This is a genomic window from Chitinophaga sp. CF418, assembly GCF_900142925.1.
Lineage (GTDB): Bacteria > Bacteroidota > Bacteroidia > Chitinophagales > Chitinophagaceae > Chitinophaga.
This window is the reverse complement of the sequence record NZ_FRCN01000002.1, coordinates 381048-397191: the sequence shown is the minus strand read 5'-3', so window position 1 is coordinate 397191 and position 16144 is coordinate 381048. Positions and strand designations below refer to the sequence as shown.

The window sequence follows — 16144 nt, the reverse complement described above, 5'->3', positions numbered from 1 at the left end:
AGTTAATCCTTTGCTATTTTATTATAAGAGACGGTAATTCCTTTTATCAGTGAAGAGCTGAAACCCTGATGTTCCATCTCATTAAGGCCGGCAATGGTGCAACCCTTGGGAGTGGTAACCTTGTCTATTTCCTCTTCCGGATGACGATTCTCCTTTATCAGCAGTTGTGCAGCACCTTTTACAGTCTGTGCGGCGATCAGGTTGGCCGTACGTGCATCAAACCCGATCTCAATACCACCCTGTATGCTGGCCCTGATAAAACGCAACGCATAGGCAATACCACAGGCGCCCAGCACGGTTGCTGCGTCCATCAGTTTTTCGTCTATACTTACCGCCACGCCCAGCTGATTGAACATTTCTGTCACATAAGCTTCCTGTTGTTCAGACACATTCTTATGACAGATACAGGTCATAGACTCCTGTATGGCAATGGCTGTATTGGGCATGGCGCGCACCACCGGCATACCGGCGCCAGCTATCTGTTCCAGGTCGTCAATGGACACCCCGGTTATTACACTGATCAGGATCTGGCGGGAAGGATCGAAAGCTGTCTTTACCTGCGACAGTACTTCTCTGACATTATATGGTTTCAATGCCACTACAATAATCTCAGCGCCCCGTATTGCTGCTTCATTGTCTGAAATTGTCTGTACTCCTAATGATTGCAGATCACTTACTGAAGCAAGACTACGTTTCGTCACAGTCAGGTCTGCAGGCACTGAAAACCCGCTTTTTAGCAGCCCCTGTGCTATCGCTTTCCCCAGGTTACCACCACCGATGATGGCTATTTTCTTGTTAGACATGTTCACTTATTACTTTAAATCCTTCGGAAGGTAGAACAAAAATTTGTTACTTCGCATCCCTAAATCCAGCGTGCAATGCCGAAAGTATTTTATTGTGTGGTCTCGTGTCTTATCCTATGCCTGTTTACTCAAATAACCACCGCTGCCAATCCACCGAAGAAAGTGAAAGGGAAGGTGGTCCGCATAATGGACGGCGATACTTTTGAACTACTGGTGAATAAAACTACTTACAAGATCCGCTTAAGCGCTATTGATGCTCCGGAAAAAGGGCAGGACTTCTACCAGAGAAGCAAACAAGCACTGGCAGATCTTTGCTTCAATAAAACTATCACCGTGGAACTGCTGCGCAAAGACAGATATCAACGCTGGATAGGGGATGTATATAGTGCCGATGGCCAGTACATCAATGGCAGGATGATCTCTGACGGGTATGCATGGCATTATGCCGAATATTCGAAAAGCGCGCCGCTGGCTGCGGCACAGGCTACCGCCAAAAAACAGAAACTTGGATTGTGGTCGCTCTCTAAACCGGAAGCGCCATGGCTGTTCAGAGCAGATAAACGAAAAGACAAATCTCATCGTAAAGCTGCTTAGTCCTTTTTACTTATATTGCTGATTACTTCATCGTTTACAATTTTATGATTGTTAACCTGTCTGTTGAATATGTCAGTGAATAAGACCAATGCATCAACACATCATCTTAGTGGTCAGGCTTTTTATATGCGTCTGCAGGAAGCAGCCGACAGGCCATCTCCTACAGAAACGCTGCGACAGCTCCGGCAGTTGTTGGAGCAGCTGTTCCGCTATCTCACAAAAGAAGAACCGCGCAGTTTCGGCAACCTGTTTGCCCGCATGCAGTTCTACTTTGATAAACATCCCCTTCCTGCTGCCTTGCAGGAACAACTTACTGCCTTACGCATTCACACACACAAAGCCGTTATTGGAACACTGACTGCAGATACTGAGCTATCCCTCATCTGCATACAGACCATGGCCAATGCCATACAACACTTCTGCGAAGTTCCGGTTCCGGAAATACTGCTGCAACATTGTCTTCCCGTACATGGTAACAAACTGGCCTATGCTCCCCAGCTTTCAGCAGCATTGGTGCCACAACTGAAATGCCTTATTACGGACGTTGGTCCCTTACAGAAAAGATCCGATCAGTCACCATATTTCGTCCTGGGATGCCGCAATGACGATCTGGGCACATTCCAGCTGATGATCGCTGAAAGTGTGCAAGCGCATACCACCCTGTTACATGCCCAGTTACGTGTTTATGACACCGTACATATACTGCATTGCAGTAAAACGGAGGCGCCGGGGATATATGAAGCAGTAAATACCACCAGGATCATTCTGGAGCCGGACCTCCTGGTGGACATCAGTGATCTGGCAGAATGCTTCGGCAGACAGGGAGCCGGCAAGCTGCTTTACCTGGTAAAAAAGCTGGTTCCACAAACGCCCGGTATTGCCGCCTTTAAAGGAAATGTGGTAAACACCTTGCTGGACAATGTGCTGCGCAATCCTGAAATGGACCTGCGGCAATCCTTCGTGGACGCTGTAGCGGAAAATGTACTACAAGCCGCTGCTTACGGCAAGGCAGAGCTGAACAACATGTTTACCGACATCCGTACCAGGCACTGGCCTAACTTGCTGCAGTCTGCAGCAGAATTACATAACCGTCCTGTCAGGATAGAACCTACTTTTTTCTCGGCCTTGTACGGCCTGCAGGGACGATTGGATCTCCTGGCGGAAGATGATGCAGACCCGCTGCGCAAGGAAATCTTTGAGTTAAAAAGTGGTCGTTCTCCAGACTATGGAGCCTGGAAGAATCATGAGATGCAGGTAGTGGGGTATAACCTGCTGCTGCAATCTGCCTTTGGCGATGAACGGCGTGGCAGTTCTGCTATTTTGTACTCGGCAGCCAACGATACCCCACTCCGGAATGTGAGCAGTAACCGGCCGGCAGAAAATGAACTACTGGCGCTTCGTAATGAAGTAGTCTCCCAGCTGCTTAGACTGGCAGCCGGGGAATATGGCATTCTTGACCAGATCACCACTGCCGCGGCGGAAGGACTTCCTTCATTTAGCGCGGCCCACTTTACAGCTTTCGAAGAGGTATATACCACAACGTCTCCTTTACTAAGAACATACTATCAGCAATTCCTGTCCTTTCTGCTACGGGAATACCTGCTGGCAAAATGTGGGATGTATTCGGCACCTGATCGGGAAGATGATGCTGAAGGCTTTGCCGCCCTCTGGCTACTATCTGAAGCCGAAAAACTGGACCGTTTTAACATCATTCCCGGACTACAGTTCCGTCATTTCGATGCGGAAAGCAGTACGGTGGTTTTCAATATTCATATCCCGGTCAATCATAATTTCCGTGCCGGCGATACTGCTATCATCTATCCCCGTTCTCCGGATGGCCTGTTCCCGCTGCGGCACCAGGTACTGAAGGGTAGGATAGATGCCCTGGGAAAGGCCAGCCTTACCTTTTCACTTAACAACCGGCAGATCACCCATGACTTTTTCGGTCAGCAGCAATTATGGGTCATAGAACATGATATCTATGAATCAAACTACTGGGTGGCTGCTACGGCCTTGTTTCATGTGCTGGAGCCCCGGTATACCCAGCGGATGGAACTGCTGCTGGGCCAGCGGGCGCCGCTCTCAGTACCACTGAGCACACCTTGTACGCCAATGTTTAACAGTAACCAGCAGGCGATCTTGCAGGCAGCCCTGGAAGCACAAGATTACTACCTTATTCAGGGGCCTCCCGGCACCGGCAAAACCTCTGCGTTATTGACTGCATTGGTATCTTCTTTGGTAGGCAACGACACTCAGACTGTTATCGTCGCTTTTACCAACCGCGCAGTGGAAGAGATCTGCCGGAAGCTGGAGGATAAAGGCATCGCTTATCTTCGTATGGGCAGCCGCCGTTCAACAGCAGAGCACCGGCTACGCCAGTACTGTCTGAACGGAGATATTGAGGGTGCCGGAAGGTTTGTCATAAGCCAGCGCGTATTTGTAGGCACTGTGGCTACCATGGCCACACGCCTTCATTTGTTGCAAATGCTGGGCGTAAAGATGGATACACTGATCGCGGATGAAGCATCTCAGCTGACGGAACCACAGTTATTGGGTTTGCTGATGCCCTTCCGGAAGTTTATCCTGATAGGGGACCAGAATCAGTTACCTCCAGTTGTTGCACAAGCTGACCATTTCTGTCAGAGTCAGCATCCGTTATTGACAGCACAGGGCATCACAGACCTTCGCTGTACCTTGTTTGAACGGCTGATTCAACATTGTAAGGCTATGCAGTGGCGTCATGCATGGGGTATGCTGAATACGCATTTCAGGATGCACAATGATATTGCCTCTCTGATTAATCACTATTACGCAGGACAACTATCTGCCGGTAATCCATTACAATCACTCCCATACAATCCCGGGGAACATGCAAACACCGACAACTGGTCTTATGTACTTTCCAGAGGACGTACCTTGTTTATTCCCAGCCCACACGAGCCCACATCCAAAATGCACCGTACGGAAGCACAGCAGGTGGTATCCTTACTACACCATCTCAGGCAGCGGTATGGTAATCGATTCAGTAGCGAGACAGTTGGAGTAGTAACACCCTGGCGTACACAGATAAGCCTTATCAGGGAGCTGATAGGAAATGATGACGAGCTGCAGGCCATCAATATTGACACAGCAGAACGGTTTCAGGGAGCGGAAAATGACATTATTATCGTCTCCCTGGCAGTGTATCATCCGGTACAACTGGGACAGTTACAGAACCTGGGGGCATTTCATTGGGAAGACAGCAGGGTAGAGGTAGACAGGAAATTGCTGGTGACGCTTTCCAGGGCCAGACACCAGGTGATCATCATGGGACATGAACCGGTATTAAGAGCCAGCAGGCATTATACGGAGCTGCTGGACAGTATGACCAGGTGTTCATAAAAAAAGCCATCTGTCATGAAACAGATGGCTTGTATGTCAGACAACATCATATGATCATTCCTGGAAAACCAGGCTTTAATCCAGTGTTACGTGGCTCCAGTTTTCACCGCTCTTTATGCGGTAGAGCTGCATTTCGCTGATATCAAACTGTTCAGCGATCTGCTTCATTGTTTTTCTGCCGGGTTTTGCCAGCAGGCGTTTAATACTTTTTACTTTGGTAATGTTCAGCTTAAGGCCCTTTACACGATTCCGCTGCTTTTCCTTGTAGGCCAGTTTAGCGGGACTGAACTGCTGATGAGCTTCCATCTCTTCTTTAGTAGCCCATTGCAGATTGGTAGCCTTATTATTTTTCTTATCGTAGTCCATGTGGATAACGTACTTGTAGGTACGTCCCGGCTTTTTATTAAACAACTTTGCAACTTCCCGGTGTAGGTAAAGGGATTGATAACTATCCGCAGGCTTTACATTTAATACGGTATAGCCCTCTACCGTGGAACCGGACAACAATTTCCCGTCTGAAATATCTTCATAATAGCTGATCACTCTTCCCATGTTGGATACTGCATACTTTTTACGCAGGGCAGATTTATTTTTAATCTGCAAGTCTCTCCAGACTTCATTCTTCAGATTTTTAATCGTGGCCATGTGAAAGAAATTTAATAGTTGAACCTGGGGTTTATCCGTAAACGTTACAATCTGCTACTTCATTTTTTGCTGGCAGTAGGTTTTGGTCAGTAAGGGGGGATGTCCTCTCAATTATATGATCTTTGTAATGCAATGCTATCGAATCTAACACTTCTTCTACAGCTGCCAATGTACTGCAAGTTACTAATTGCTGCCTGAATTCTTTTATATGAGGTAACCCTTTCAGGTAATTGGTATAGTGTCGTCGCATTTCAAGTATTCCTACTACAGCTCCTTTCCACTGCACTGAATGCCGCAGGTGTTTTTTACATACTTCCACCCGTTCCAAAACAGATGGGGAAGGCAAATGTTCACCCGTTTGTATAAAATGTTTTATTTCATTGAAGATCCATGGATATCCGATCGCAGCACGTCCGATCATGATCCCGTCCACTCCGTATTTCTGGCGGGCGGCAATCGCCTGCTCGGGGGTACATATGTCCCCGTTGCCGAATATAGGGATATGAATGCGTGGATTGTTCTTGACCTTTCCGATCAATGTCCAGTCGGCATTTCCCTTGTACATCTGTGTGCGGGTACGGCCATGGATGGTCAGTGCCTGGATACCAACATCCTGCAGGCGCTCCGCCACTTCTTCAATGTTTTTCGTATTATCGTCCCAACCCAGGCGGGTTTTTACGGTTACCGGCAAACGGGTCGCTTTTACCACTGCGGCTGTCAGCTTCACCATTTTGGGAATATCTTTCAGAATGCCGGAACCTGCACCTTTACAAACCACCTTTTTCACGGGACAACCGTAGTTGATGTCCAGCAGGTCAGGGTTTGTGGCCTCCACGATCTGGGCGGCCATTGCCATTGGCTCCTCGTCTCCTCCGAATATCTGAATGCCCACTGGGCGTTCGTAATCAAATATATCCAGCTTCTGCCGGCTCTTGATGGCATCACGTATAAGTCCCTCCGAAGAAATGAACTCTGTATACATCAGGTCCGCACCGTTTTCTTTACACACCGCACGAAAAGGCGGATCACTAACATCTTCCATTGGCGCAAGCAATAACGGAAAATTGCCCAATGTTATATTTCCAATCTTTACCATTTTATCATTTGTAGGCTGACCCTCCAATTCCGGGGAAATCCGGAAACCAATTGTCAACTCGATTTCGCACTGTAAATTTACGCAAATTTAATCTATGACAGGCCGTTTGAAGCAATATCCGCCATCATTACAGTTTGCAGCATTTGTTGGCTTATTCCTGCTGTTTTTAATCTTATATGTGTTTTTCCTGGCTTTTGTATTCCCGCCTATAAGCGGTTACTCGTTGACGACACTCCAAAGTGAACTATATGCGGCCCAGGAGGCCCTGCAGCCTGTATCCCCTAAAGTTCTCGGCTACTTGAAATTAACGCAATTTCTATACACTTTAGTAGTTTATTTACTCCCTCCCGTATTTTTTGCCTTCCTGGTAGCTACCCGCCCTGGTAACTGGCTGAGAATAGACCGGAAACCGCGATTCCTGCCCGTTATATTAGCCTTTTTGATCATGCTGGTGGCGCTTCCCTTCGTGAGCTATACCGGCGACTGGAACCATACCTGGCCTTTTTCCCCGGAACTGAGGAAGATGGAGGAACAGACGGAAACGCTTACGCGGGTGCTGCTGAATATGCCCAACATATCCAGCCTGCTCATCAATCTGATCATTATCGCCATTATTCCGGCCATAGCGGAAGAATTTTTCTTCAGGGGAGTCATACAGCGCCTGTTCATCAAAATGATGCCTCAGATGCCCTGGCTGGCCGTTTTTATTGCTGCTATTTGCTTCAGCGCCATTCACATGCAATGGATGGACTTCGTTCCCCGCCTGTTACTGGGCTTCCTCCTGGGCGCTATTTATTACCTGAGCGGCAATCTCTGGCTGTCTATGCTGGGTCATTTCCTGAATAATGGCCTGCAGGTGGTAATGGTTTATCTTTACCAGGCTAAAATGATAAAGACAGACCCTATGACCTCCACTCCAACCGAATGGTACATCGCAGCAATCAGCCTGGCATTGACCATCGGGGCTATCTGGCTGTTTGACAAACAAACAACGCCCGGGGAACGGGAGCATAATCACCGGGACGACTTTAACGACAATATTGAATCAATCGGGAAGTAATCGTACTTTAGTCCTAACAAACAGAGTATTATGGAAAAAGACTGGGTGAAAATTTATTATACCAACCAATTGTTCCGGGCAGAGATCATCAGGGGGATGCTGGAAGAAAACGGGATCAATGTGGTGCTTATCAACAGGCAGGACTCCACTTACCTGACAGCCCTGCCGGGCATGGCAGAGCTGTTTGTACACAATTCTCAGGAAGCAGAAGCCAGACAACTGCTGGCCGAAGCCGCCGGAGGCCTGGCCTGATATTACCAACCGTTTTCGCTTTAACACAAATCATTCTAAAACAATCGCCATTTCAGCATGAAAACTTTCTTTACCCGTACAGCAACAGCACTGGTCTTTGTAGCCGTGATGCTTGGCGGGATCCTTTATAGCCCTTTTACGTTCTTTCTGCTTTTTTTCCTGATCAATTTCTTTGCTTTACGGGAGTATTTTAAGCTCATCCGCCATGTGGATCCGGACTATAACAACATTTCCAGCTGGCATAAAACCGGGCTGCTGGTAGCCAGTTGCAGCCTGATCATGGCTTTTACAGGGGAGCATTTTTCCTCCTCAGCCAATCTCTCCCTGGGGTTCCTGGGCTGGTGGCTGACTATCATATTCCTGCTGGTCCTGCCTATAGGAGAAATATTGCTCAGCAAGGATTTTTCCCTGAAAAATATGGGGTATTCAGCACTGGGCCTGGCATATATCACCCTTTCCCTTGGGCTGTTGGTGCACCTTTGCCTGAACTACGACACCATCCGTTTCACTGATACTGCCACAGGCACAGGCCCCGGCTGGCTGATCCCTTTACTGCTGATCGCTTTTATCTGGATCAACGATACAATGGCTTACATTGTGGGATCTCTGATAGGACGTACCCCTTTTGCTCCTGCTATTTCACCGAAAAAGACCATAGAGGGTACCGTGGGAGGTATGATCCTGGCGGTGGCTGCCGCGGGGGTATACGGATATTTCTGGGGAAGAGAGTATCTCTCTTTACAGCACTGGCTGGTACTGGCCGCTATAGCCGCCATCTTTGGCACAGCTGGCGATCTCATAGAATCCAAACTGAAGCGCATGGCGGGTGTGAAAGATTCCGGCAGCATCATGCCGGGGCACGGAGGGTTTATGGACCGCTTCGATTCCCTGTTACTGGCAGCCCCGTTTGCCTGGTTATACGTACATTTCTTTGCAATGATTTAACTTCGCATTAAATAACATAACAACAATGAAGATCCACCGAGAAGGATTAGCTACCATTTTACTGACCTTTGCTGTTCTTGCCCTGATCAATGGCGCCGTTTTCTACTTTTTAGGACATATGCCGCTGCTCTGCAGGATCGTGGCTGCCTTTTCCCTGGTACTGTTCCTGTTTATCATTTCCTTCTTCCGTATTCCTAAAAGGGAAATGAAACAGGATGAATCCCTGGTAATTGCTCCCTGCGACGGTAAGGTAGTAGTGATTGAAGAAACCTATGAACCTGAGTATTTTAAAGACAAACGCCTCCAGGTGTCCATCTTTATGAGCCCTGCCAACGTACACGTGAACAGGAACCCGATCAGCGGGCAGGTGAAATTGTCACAGTATCACGCAGGTAAATATCTCGTAGCATGGCATCCAAAATCTTCTACCGAGAATGAACGCCATACCGTAGTGATTGGTAATGGAAAAGCCGATATCCTGGTAAGGCAGATCGCCGGTGCATTAGCCCGTCGTATCGTGAATTATCTGAAACCAGGTATGCAGGTGACCCAGAACGATGAACTGGGCTTCATTAAATTTGGCTCCAGGGTGGACATCTACCTGCCAGTAGGCACTCAGGTCAATGTAGCACTGGAACAAGTGGTACGTGGTGGTCAAACCGTGATCGCTACCATATAATTGCTTATTTTTATCAGCATAAAAACGGACTAGTCATGAAAAAACTGATCTTAGGAGCAACCGCTATATTATTTTTCTCCGGTGCTGTACTGGCCCAGGACAAGACAAAAGAAGCGTCCTGCTGTAAAAAATCAGGGACTGCCGCTGCTTGCTGTAAAAAAGACCAGGTAGCGAAAAGCAGCGCCTGCTGTAAACAACCCAGCAAAACTGCCGCGCTGCGCACAGCTGCTGCCAAACCAGCAAAACCTGTGCAACCTGCTACTGCTTCCGCAGTAAAACCATCAGGAAAATAGATCATCAATAATAGCAGGAAGTCCCATCTTCAATAGGCTGATTGCCATGAAGATGGGACTTCCTTATTTTAAACAGATGCTGTTCTTACAGGATCGTTTTTAATTCATGCAGGCTATTGATGACAAATGTCGGTTTCAGTTCCCCGGTCGCCGGTACCAGCGGGTTGAAATACACCTGATCTATTCCCGCATTAAATGCCCCGATAATGTCGATATCCAGAGCATCCCCAATCATAATACTGCTGTCTGCTGTAGCGTCTGCCTTCGTGATTGCATAGTCAAAGATTTCTCTATATGGTTTCAGGCTGCCGGCAGACTCTGAAGTGATCACATGTGTGAAAAAATGATCTATCCCTGAACTTTTCATCTTCCGCAGCTGCGTTTCTTCAAATCCATTGGTGATCATATGTATGGGGTAATTCTTCGCCGCCAGGTACTCCAACACCTCTTTCGCGTGCGGGAAAAGGGCAGTCTGGGTAGGCAATTCCTCCAGGAACTGGGTGCCCAGCGCTTCACATAATTTCTCATCCCCGATCTTAAAATCCAGTAAAGTAAGGCGGAAACGTTTGTTGCGGAGATCATTCCGGGTGATAAATCCCTTGCGGAAACGGTCCCAGAGCTTATCATTATGCACCATGTAGACCTGGTGAAATTCCTTAAAGGATGGTACTCCGCGGCTTTCAAGATTATGTGCGTGGTACAGCTGCTCTAAAACCAGATAGGCATTGGTCTCAAAATCCCATAGGGTATGGTCCAGATCAAAAAATATATGCTTGTATTTCATTTTCTATCACTTCCTTGACAACTACAAAGATACTCATTACGGGGGGAAGCACATTTTTTACTATTTTCCGTCTCCCTTAATCACAAAATATGAACGCAGTAATTACCGGCGCCAGTAAAGGAATAGGAAAAGCAGTTGCGAAGAAGCTGGCCAGAGAAGGATTTAACGTAGCCATCTGCGCCCGGAACGCAGTCCACCTTGAAAAGGCAGCAACAGATATCCAGGCGGTAAACCCCTCAGTCAAAGTACTTGCCCGTTCTGTAGACATGGGACAGAAGGCTGCTGTACTGACATTTGCAGAAGAGATCAGGAATACTTTTAATACCGTGGACATCTTGGTCAACAACGCCGGCATATTTGTACCGGGAGGTATGCAGGACCAGGAAGACGGATTATTGGAAAGTATGATGTCTGTTAACGTTTACAGTGCCTATCATCTTACCCGGCAGCTATTGCCAGGGATGAAAGCTAATGGGAAAGGGCATATTTTTAATATGTGCTCTACCGCCAGTTATACATCTTACCCCAATGGAGGAGCCTATAGCATCACAAAGTTTGCCTTACTTGGCTTTTCCCGGAACCTGCGGGAGGAACTGAAACCTCACAACATAAAAGTAACCTCTATTAGCCCCGGGCCCACTTTAACCGCTTCCTGGGATGGCTTCGACGCCCCTCCCGGTAGGATGATGGAACCTGAAGACGTAGCAGACCTGCTATGGGGGGCATATACCCTGTCAAAACAGGCCGTTGTGGAGGAAGTCATCATGCGGCCAATGCTGGGCGACATTGCATAAACCCTTTACCAGCAAGCACTTCCACGATTATATTGATTATTTTTTTAACTAACTTTTAACTGGGTATTCAGCGCCAACAGGGCTGGCTTTGGCTAAATTTGTTTTGCATTATGAATGTCACTACTGTTAGTATAAAGAAGTTTGTATTATCCCTGCTCTTATGCCTGGGCGTAATTTCATGCCTGCAGGCACAGGAATTCAGGTTCACTACCTCTGTCAGTAATAACAGGGTAGCACTGGATGAACCTTTCCAGATACAGTTCATGCTGGAAAATGCTCCTAATGTTACCAGTTTCACACCTCCGTCATTCAATGATTTTGAAATACTGCAAGGGCCATCCCAAATGCAGGGTCAATCTATTATGAATGGCCGGCGCTCAGAATATATAGCGCTCATTTATGTGATACAGCCCAAAAGGGTGGGTAGCTTTACCATTGCCGGTGCTACTGCACGTTCAAACGGAAATGTAGTACGTTCCAACCCTGTCACTGTAGAAGTGGTAAAAGCGAACCGTGGCGCTTATCAACAGGCCCCACAGCAGTCAATGCCTCAAAGCGGCTTTCCACCATCCCGGTCACAACGCCAGCAACAGCAGCAGGATGAAATGGAAGGTGTACTGAGGAATGGAGAAGACGTAAATGCCAAATTGCGTAAAAATATCTTTGTTAAGGTTGATGTGGATAAAACCACTTTATACGAGGGAGAGCAGCTGACAGCCACTTATAAACTGTACACCCGCCTTCCCACAAACTCCAGCGTTACCAAGGTGCCGGCTTTCAAAGGGTTTTCTGCGAAAGATATAGAGCTGCCCAATCCTCCCCAGGCGTCTGAGGAAGTCGTGAACGGCATGCGTTTCAAGGTGTTCACCATCCGTAAAACACTGCTGTTTCCTTTACAATCAGGTACCCTGGAGCTCGATCCGGTGGAAGTGGATAACCATGTTAAACTGGTCAAACTGGTCAAGAACGGCAATAACAAGAAGGCCCGTGATCCCTTTGCGGACCTGTTCAATGACCCGGGCTTTAAAGATCCCTTCGACGATCCTTTCTTTGACGACTTTTTCAATCGCCCGGAAGTAACCTACGAAGATGTTCCTTATAAGGTTCAGACAGCACCACTGAAAATAACCGTTAAGCCGCTTCCTGTAGACAATCGTCCGGCTAGTTTTACGGGCGCTGTAGGTAAATTCAACATGACGGCCGCCATCGACAAGCATACGCTTACTACAGACGATGCCCTCACGCTGAAAGTGGTGGTATCCGGCCAGGGAAATGTGAACCTGCTGAATGGTCCGAAAGTGGATATACCTGCCGCTTTTGAAAAATATGATCCTAAAGTAACTGACAATATCGAGAAGAACAGCAATCCGCTGTCCGGCTCACGCCAGTTTGAATATGTGCTGATGCCGCTTGAAGCTGGCGATCAGACCATTCCAGCTGTGGAATTTTCTTACTTCGATGTAGCATCCAATAGTTATAAATCGATCCGTTCAGAATCGTTTTCTGTACATGTTACTCCTGGAAAACAGACCAAACGGGATAAAGAAGACTTCAGCGTAAACAGGAATGCTATCATCTCCAACTATAACGGAGCGCTGAACTGGGTGAAAGAAAGCAGGTTCCTGCTGATCAGCCCATTATTCTACATCCTTTTACTGGTTCCGGTCCTGTTACTGGCGGGAGCCCTGGTATATCGCCGCAGACGGAACTATCAGCAAAATAATGCAGCGTTCCTCAAACACCGTTATGCCAACAAAGTGGCGCTGAAACGACTGGAACTGGCAGCGCGTTATCTGAAAGAAGGAAAAGACAAGGCTTTCTACGAAGAGACTTCCCGTGCTATATGGGGTTATCTCAGTAATAAATTGCATGTTCCTTTTGCAGACCTCAGTAAACAACTTATTCAGGATAAACTGACCCACCAACAGGTGAGCGTACAATATACCACTCAGCTGTTTGATCTGCTGGATGATTGTGAAATGGCGCTGTATACACCTATGCACAACAACGATAAAATGCAGGGTACTTATCAGCAGGCAGTGACTGTGATCAGCCATCTGGAAGATGAACTGCAACGTGCAAAAAGTGTCGTGTAAACCCAGATAACTATAACGGATGAAAAGAACATTAACAGCTATCTGTGCCTTCCTTTTGCTGGTATGCAACGTTTCAGCTGCTGCTCCTGACCTGCAAAAGCAGTTTGAAAAGGCCAACCAGCTTTTCAGACAGAAACAATACACTGAGGCCGCCGGTATTTACCAGCAATTGATCGATGAAGGCTATCACCAGCCACAATTGTTCATTAACGCCGGTAATGCCTGGTATAAGGCCAATAAGACCGGCCTGGCCATCTATAATTATGAAAAAGCCCTCGAAAGGGATCCTTTTAATAAATCGGCCATACATAACCTGTCTGTTGCCAATCAAAGGGTAGAAGGATATGTAAACGACCTGCCCCTGTTGTTCTTTCAACAGTGGTGGCTACACTTACAACATTTCCACAGTCCCAATGGCTGGGCCGCCGGCGCCGTTATTTTCTTCTGGCTGTTGATAGCCGGCATTATTGCCATGCTGATCGTGCCTGCTTTTAAACCCGCATTATTACGGTGGGGAACAGGAGTGGCAACGCTGCTGTTCTTCTTTTACCTGACTATTGGTATCAGTACCTATGTTACTGCCAATGCGCACAATGAGGGTATTATCATGGGTAATGTAGTGAAGGCCAAAGCGGCTCCGGATCAGGAAAGTAAAGACATGTTTGAACTGCACGAAGGCGTAAAGGTGCAGGTGACCGATGCTACACAGGAATATTGCAAAATATTGCTGCCGGATGGCAAGACCGGCTGGCTGGCTTGTGCAGAGATAAAGAGGTTGTAGACAAGCCGCAAACTACAGGCCATGGGGTGCGTAGGGCAGCCTCTTCTCCTGAAGCCTGTAGTTTGTGGCTTAAAGCTTTTCAATCCTGTCCATAAACTCCTGTTTACGCTGGCGGGAAACGGGTATACAACTACCGTCAGTCATAATGATATCCCCACCATCTCCCTTTATATACCTGTCCATATAGTTCAGATTGATGAGATAACTGTGATGTACCCTGAAAAAACCCTTGTTCTTCAGCAATCCTTCCACTTCTTTTAATGAACGGCATACCAATGAGGGCTCAGCGCCATTTATCAGGTGAATACAGGTGCTTTCCCCGTCGGCCACGCAATACAGGATGTCTTTTACGAGCAGCATTCTTAGCCCCTCCGGACTAGGAAGCGCTAATCTCTCCCCGGGATAGAGGTGCTGATGCAGAAATTCCATCAGGGAATCTGCTTTCCCCTCTGACTGTTCCTTTTGCCGTTTCCGCATTATTGCTTTGTCAACAGCGTCCACCAGGTCCTCCCGGATAATCGGCTTAAGCAAATAGTCCAGTGCATTATGGCGGATAGCGTCCAACGCATAATGATCGTATGAAGTTGTAACAATAATGGAAAACGAAGCGTCCTTGCATGCTTGCAGGACTTCAAATCCATTCAATCCCGGCATTTCTACGTCCAGGAAAACAAGGTCCGGTTGATATTTTTCTATTGCCTCCAGTGCAGAGATACCATCCGCGCAAACGGCCACTACGTTAACTGCAGGGCAATGTTTCTCCAGCAAAAGCTTTAAAACGCTTCTGCTGAGTTTTTCATCATCCACGATAATGGTGCGCATGTTTTTCTAATTCTTGTCCCCAAAAGACTCTCCGTCAGCATAAGAAAGCATAGGCGAGAGTCTGATATAATATACAATATTCTGTGTAAAGATGTGAAAGTTTATTTTAGGCAGATGCCGTTTTTATGTCTTACATTACGGCCTCTCTGGCAGCAATTTGCTGCATACTAATAATAACAAGATGACCGCTGGGTTGTTGCATCTCGTTGTAAAGTTCCTTCTCAGTTATACCCGAATGCATATTATACTGCTCGTTAATGGCCTCCAGTCTGGACGCAGCGATAGTGATTCCCTGTGAAAGATGGGTATCCTCTCCGGACAAGCGCTGGTTCACGCCATTATCCTCAATCCGGACGGAAAGCATTTCATTCTCCCGGCTAATCCTGATCCTCAGGCAACCTCCGGTCTTCGTGGGGCGTAGCAGCAATCTTCGCCAGATGGCCTCCTGTATATATGGTTGAATAATAAGAGGGGGGACAAATGTGACCTGTTGAAATACCTCAGGCGCAATTTCCAGCTCATAGTCGAACTGGGACCCGAAACGGAGTAGTTCCAACTGTAAATATAGTTCCAGTGCCTCTATATCCTCTTCCAGGTTTATCCACTCCTTGTTACAGTTGCGTATAATAAGGCGCATCAGGCGCGCGAAGCGCGTCAGGTAGAGGGAAGCCAGATCTGTACTGGTGGTGAGGATGTAGTGGTGTATAGCGTTCAGGCTATTAAAGATAAAATGAGGATCCATCTGCGCCTGGAATGCATGCATTTCCAGGTGTATCAGCTGCTGCCTGCTTATCTCTTTTGTTGAAGCCTGCTTTATATGCTTTTCACGTATATAAAACACGCAGCAGATCATGATCAAACTCAACAGAAAAAACACCCAGTACGGCCAACCTACTGCATTGAGTATGTTAGAGCAAAAGACCAAATTCGAAAAGGTTTACGAAAGGATATAAATTACAAGTACCTCACAAAGTCGCACAATCCTGATAGCACGATACTATAAAAGGAGTTAAGACCGGTACTAAATATCCGTCAAATCTGGTTCCCGGGAAAGGGGCAATTAATACAAGGCAGCATTTGCAGAACAACCGGGGGAAAACTAAGGGTAAATGGCGGTCA

Annotated in this window: 16 protein-coding genes; 10 read left to right on the top strand and 6 right to left on the bottom strand. The window is 47.2% G+C overall.

Annotated features, from left to right (window positions below; translation table 11 throughout):
- Positions 1-2: 2 nt before the first annotated feature.
- Positions 3-803 (bottom strand): pyrroline-5-carboxylate reductase, encoded by an 801-nt coding sequence (proC, locus tag F3I09_RS06220; RefSeq protein ID WP_149694181.1) that lies wholly within the window; start codon positions 801-803, stop codon positions 3-5.
- A 75-nt stretch (positions 804-878) separates the two neighbouring features.
- Between proC and F3I09_RS06215 the strand changes: the two genes are divergently transcribed.
- Together F3I09_RS06215 and F3I09_RS06210 are read left to right on the top strand one after the other, a co-directional pair.
- On the top strand, positions 879-1397 hold the full coding sequence (locus F3I09_RS06215) for a thermonuclease family protein (RefSeq protein ID WP_149694180.1): 519 nt from the start codon (positions 879-881) through the stop codon (positions 1395-1397).
- Between the two features lie 69 nt (positions 1398-1466).
- The gene (locus F3I09_RS06210; protein ID WP_149694179.1) at positions 1467-4778 is read left to right on the top strand and encodes a DEAD/DEAH box helicase; all 3312 of its coding nucleotides are present in this window, start codon (positions 1467-1469) and stop codon (positions 4776-4778) included.
- Between the two features lie 75 nt (positions 4779-4853).
- On the opposite strand, the gene F3I09_RS06205 is transcribed toward F3I09_RS06210, so the two are convergent.
- Together F3I09_RS06205 and dusB are read right to left on the bottom strand one after the other, a co-directional pair.
- Positions 4854-5423, bottom strand: a complete 570-nt coding sequence (locus tag F3I09_RS06205; RefSeq protein WP_149694178.1) for a helix-turn-helix domain-containing protein — start codon at positions 5421-5423, stop codon at positions 4854-4856.
- A gap of 31 nt (positions 5424-5454) precedes the next feature.
- A complete protein-coding gene (dusB, locus tag F3I09_RS06200) occupies positions 5455-6519 on the bottom strand; it encodes a tRNA dihydrouridine synthase DusB (protein ID WP_149694177.1) in 1065 nt (354 codons plus the stop codon).
- Between the two features lie 94 nt (positions 6520-6613).
- On the opposite strand from dusB, the gene F3I09_RS06195 reads away from it, so the two are divergent.
- Genes F3I09_RS06195 through F3I09_RS06175 form a run of 5 tightly spaced genes read left to right on the top strand, consistent with a single transcriptional unit; the run spans position 6614 to position 9748 of the window.
- Positions 6614-7579, top strand: coding sequence for a CPBP family intramembrane glutamic endopeptidase (locus F3I09_RS06195; protein ID WP_149694176.1), 966 nt, complete (start codon positions 6614-6616; stop codon positions 7577-7579).
- Between the two features lie 30 nt (positions 7580-7609).
- Entirely contained in the window at positions 7610-7831 is a 222-nt protein-coding gene (locus tag F3I09_RS06190) for a DUF2007 domain-containing protein (protein WP_149694175.1), read from the top strand.
- 57 nt (positions 7832-7888) lie between these two features.
- A complete protein-coding gene (locus tag F3I09_RS06185; protein WP_149694174.1) occupies positions 7889-8776 on the top strand; it encodes a phosphatidate cytidylyltransferase in 888 nt (295 codons plus the stop codon).
- Between the two features lie 25 nt (positions 8777-8801).
- Positions 8802-9455, top strand: a complete 654-nt coding sequence (locus F3I09_RS06180; protein WP_149694173.1) for a phosphatidylserine decarboxylase family protein — start codon at positions 8802-8804, stop codon at positions 9453-9455.
- A gap of 35 nt (positions 9456-9490) precedes the next feature.
- Positions 9491-9748: a hypothetical protein gene (locus tag F3I09_RS06175; RefSeq protein ID WP_149694172.1), complete on the top strand. Its 258-nt coding sequence runs from the start codon at positions 9491-9493 to the stop codon at positions 9746-9748.
- A gap of 85 nt (positions 9749-9833) precedes the next feature.
- On the opposite strand, the gene F3I09_RS06170 is transcribed toward F3I09_RS06175, so the two are convergent.
- Complete coding sequence (locus tag F3I09_RS06170; protein WP_149694171.1) at positions 9834-10532, bottom strand: YjjG family noncanonical pyrimidine nucleotidase; 699 nt, start codon at positions 10530-10532, stop codon at positions 9834-9836.
- Between the two features lie 89 nt (positions 10533-10621).
- On the opposite strand from F3I09_RS06170, the gene F3I09_RS06165 reads away from it, so the two are divergent.
- From F3I09_RS06165 to F3I09_RS06155, 3 genes are all read left to right on the top strand, one after another.
- On the top strand, positions 10622-11326 hold the full coding sequence (locus tag F3I09_RS06165) for an SDR family oxidoreductase (protein WP_149694170.1): 705 nt from the start codon (positions 10622-10624) through the stop codon (positions 11324-11326).
- A gap of 110 nt (positions 11327-11436) precedes the next feature.
- On the top strand, positions 11437-13422 hold the full coding sequence (locus F3I09_RS06160) for a BatD family protein (protein ID WP_149694169.1): 1986 nt from the start codon (positions 11437-11439) through the stop codon (positions 13420-13422).
- A 19-nt stretch (positions 13423-13441) separates the two neighbouring features.
- Complete coding sequence (locus F3I09_RS06155) at positions 13442-14203, top strand: SH3 domain-containing protein (protein WP_149694168.1); 762 nt, start codon at positions 13442-13444, stop codon at positions 14201-14203.
- A gap of 69 nt (positions 14204-14272) precedes the next feature.
- On the opposite strand, the gene F3I09_RS06150 is transcribed toward F3I09_RS06155, so the two are convergent.
- Positions 14273-15025 (bottom strand): LytTR family DNA-binding domain-containing protein, encoded by a 753-nt coding sequence (locus tag F3I09_RS06150; RefSeq protein ID WP_149694167.1) that lies wholly within the window; start codon positions 15023-15025, stop codon positions 14273-14275.
- A gap of 130 nt (positions 15026-15155) precedes the next feature.
- Positions 15156-15866, bottom strand: coding sequence for a sensor histidine kinase (locus F3I09_RS06145; protein ID WP_188133707.1), 711 nt, complete (start codon positions 15864-15866; stop codon positions 15156-15158).
- Positions 15867-16144 lie beyond the last annotated feature (278 nt).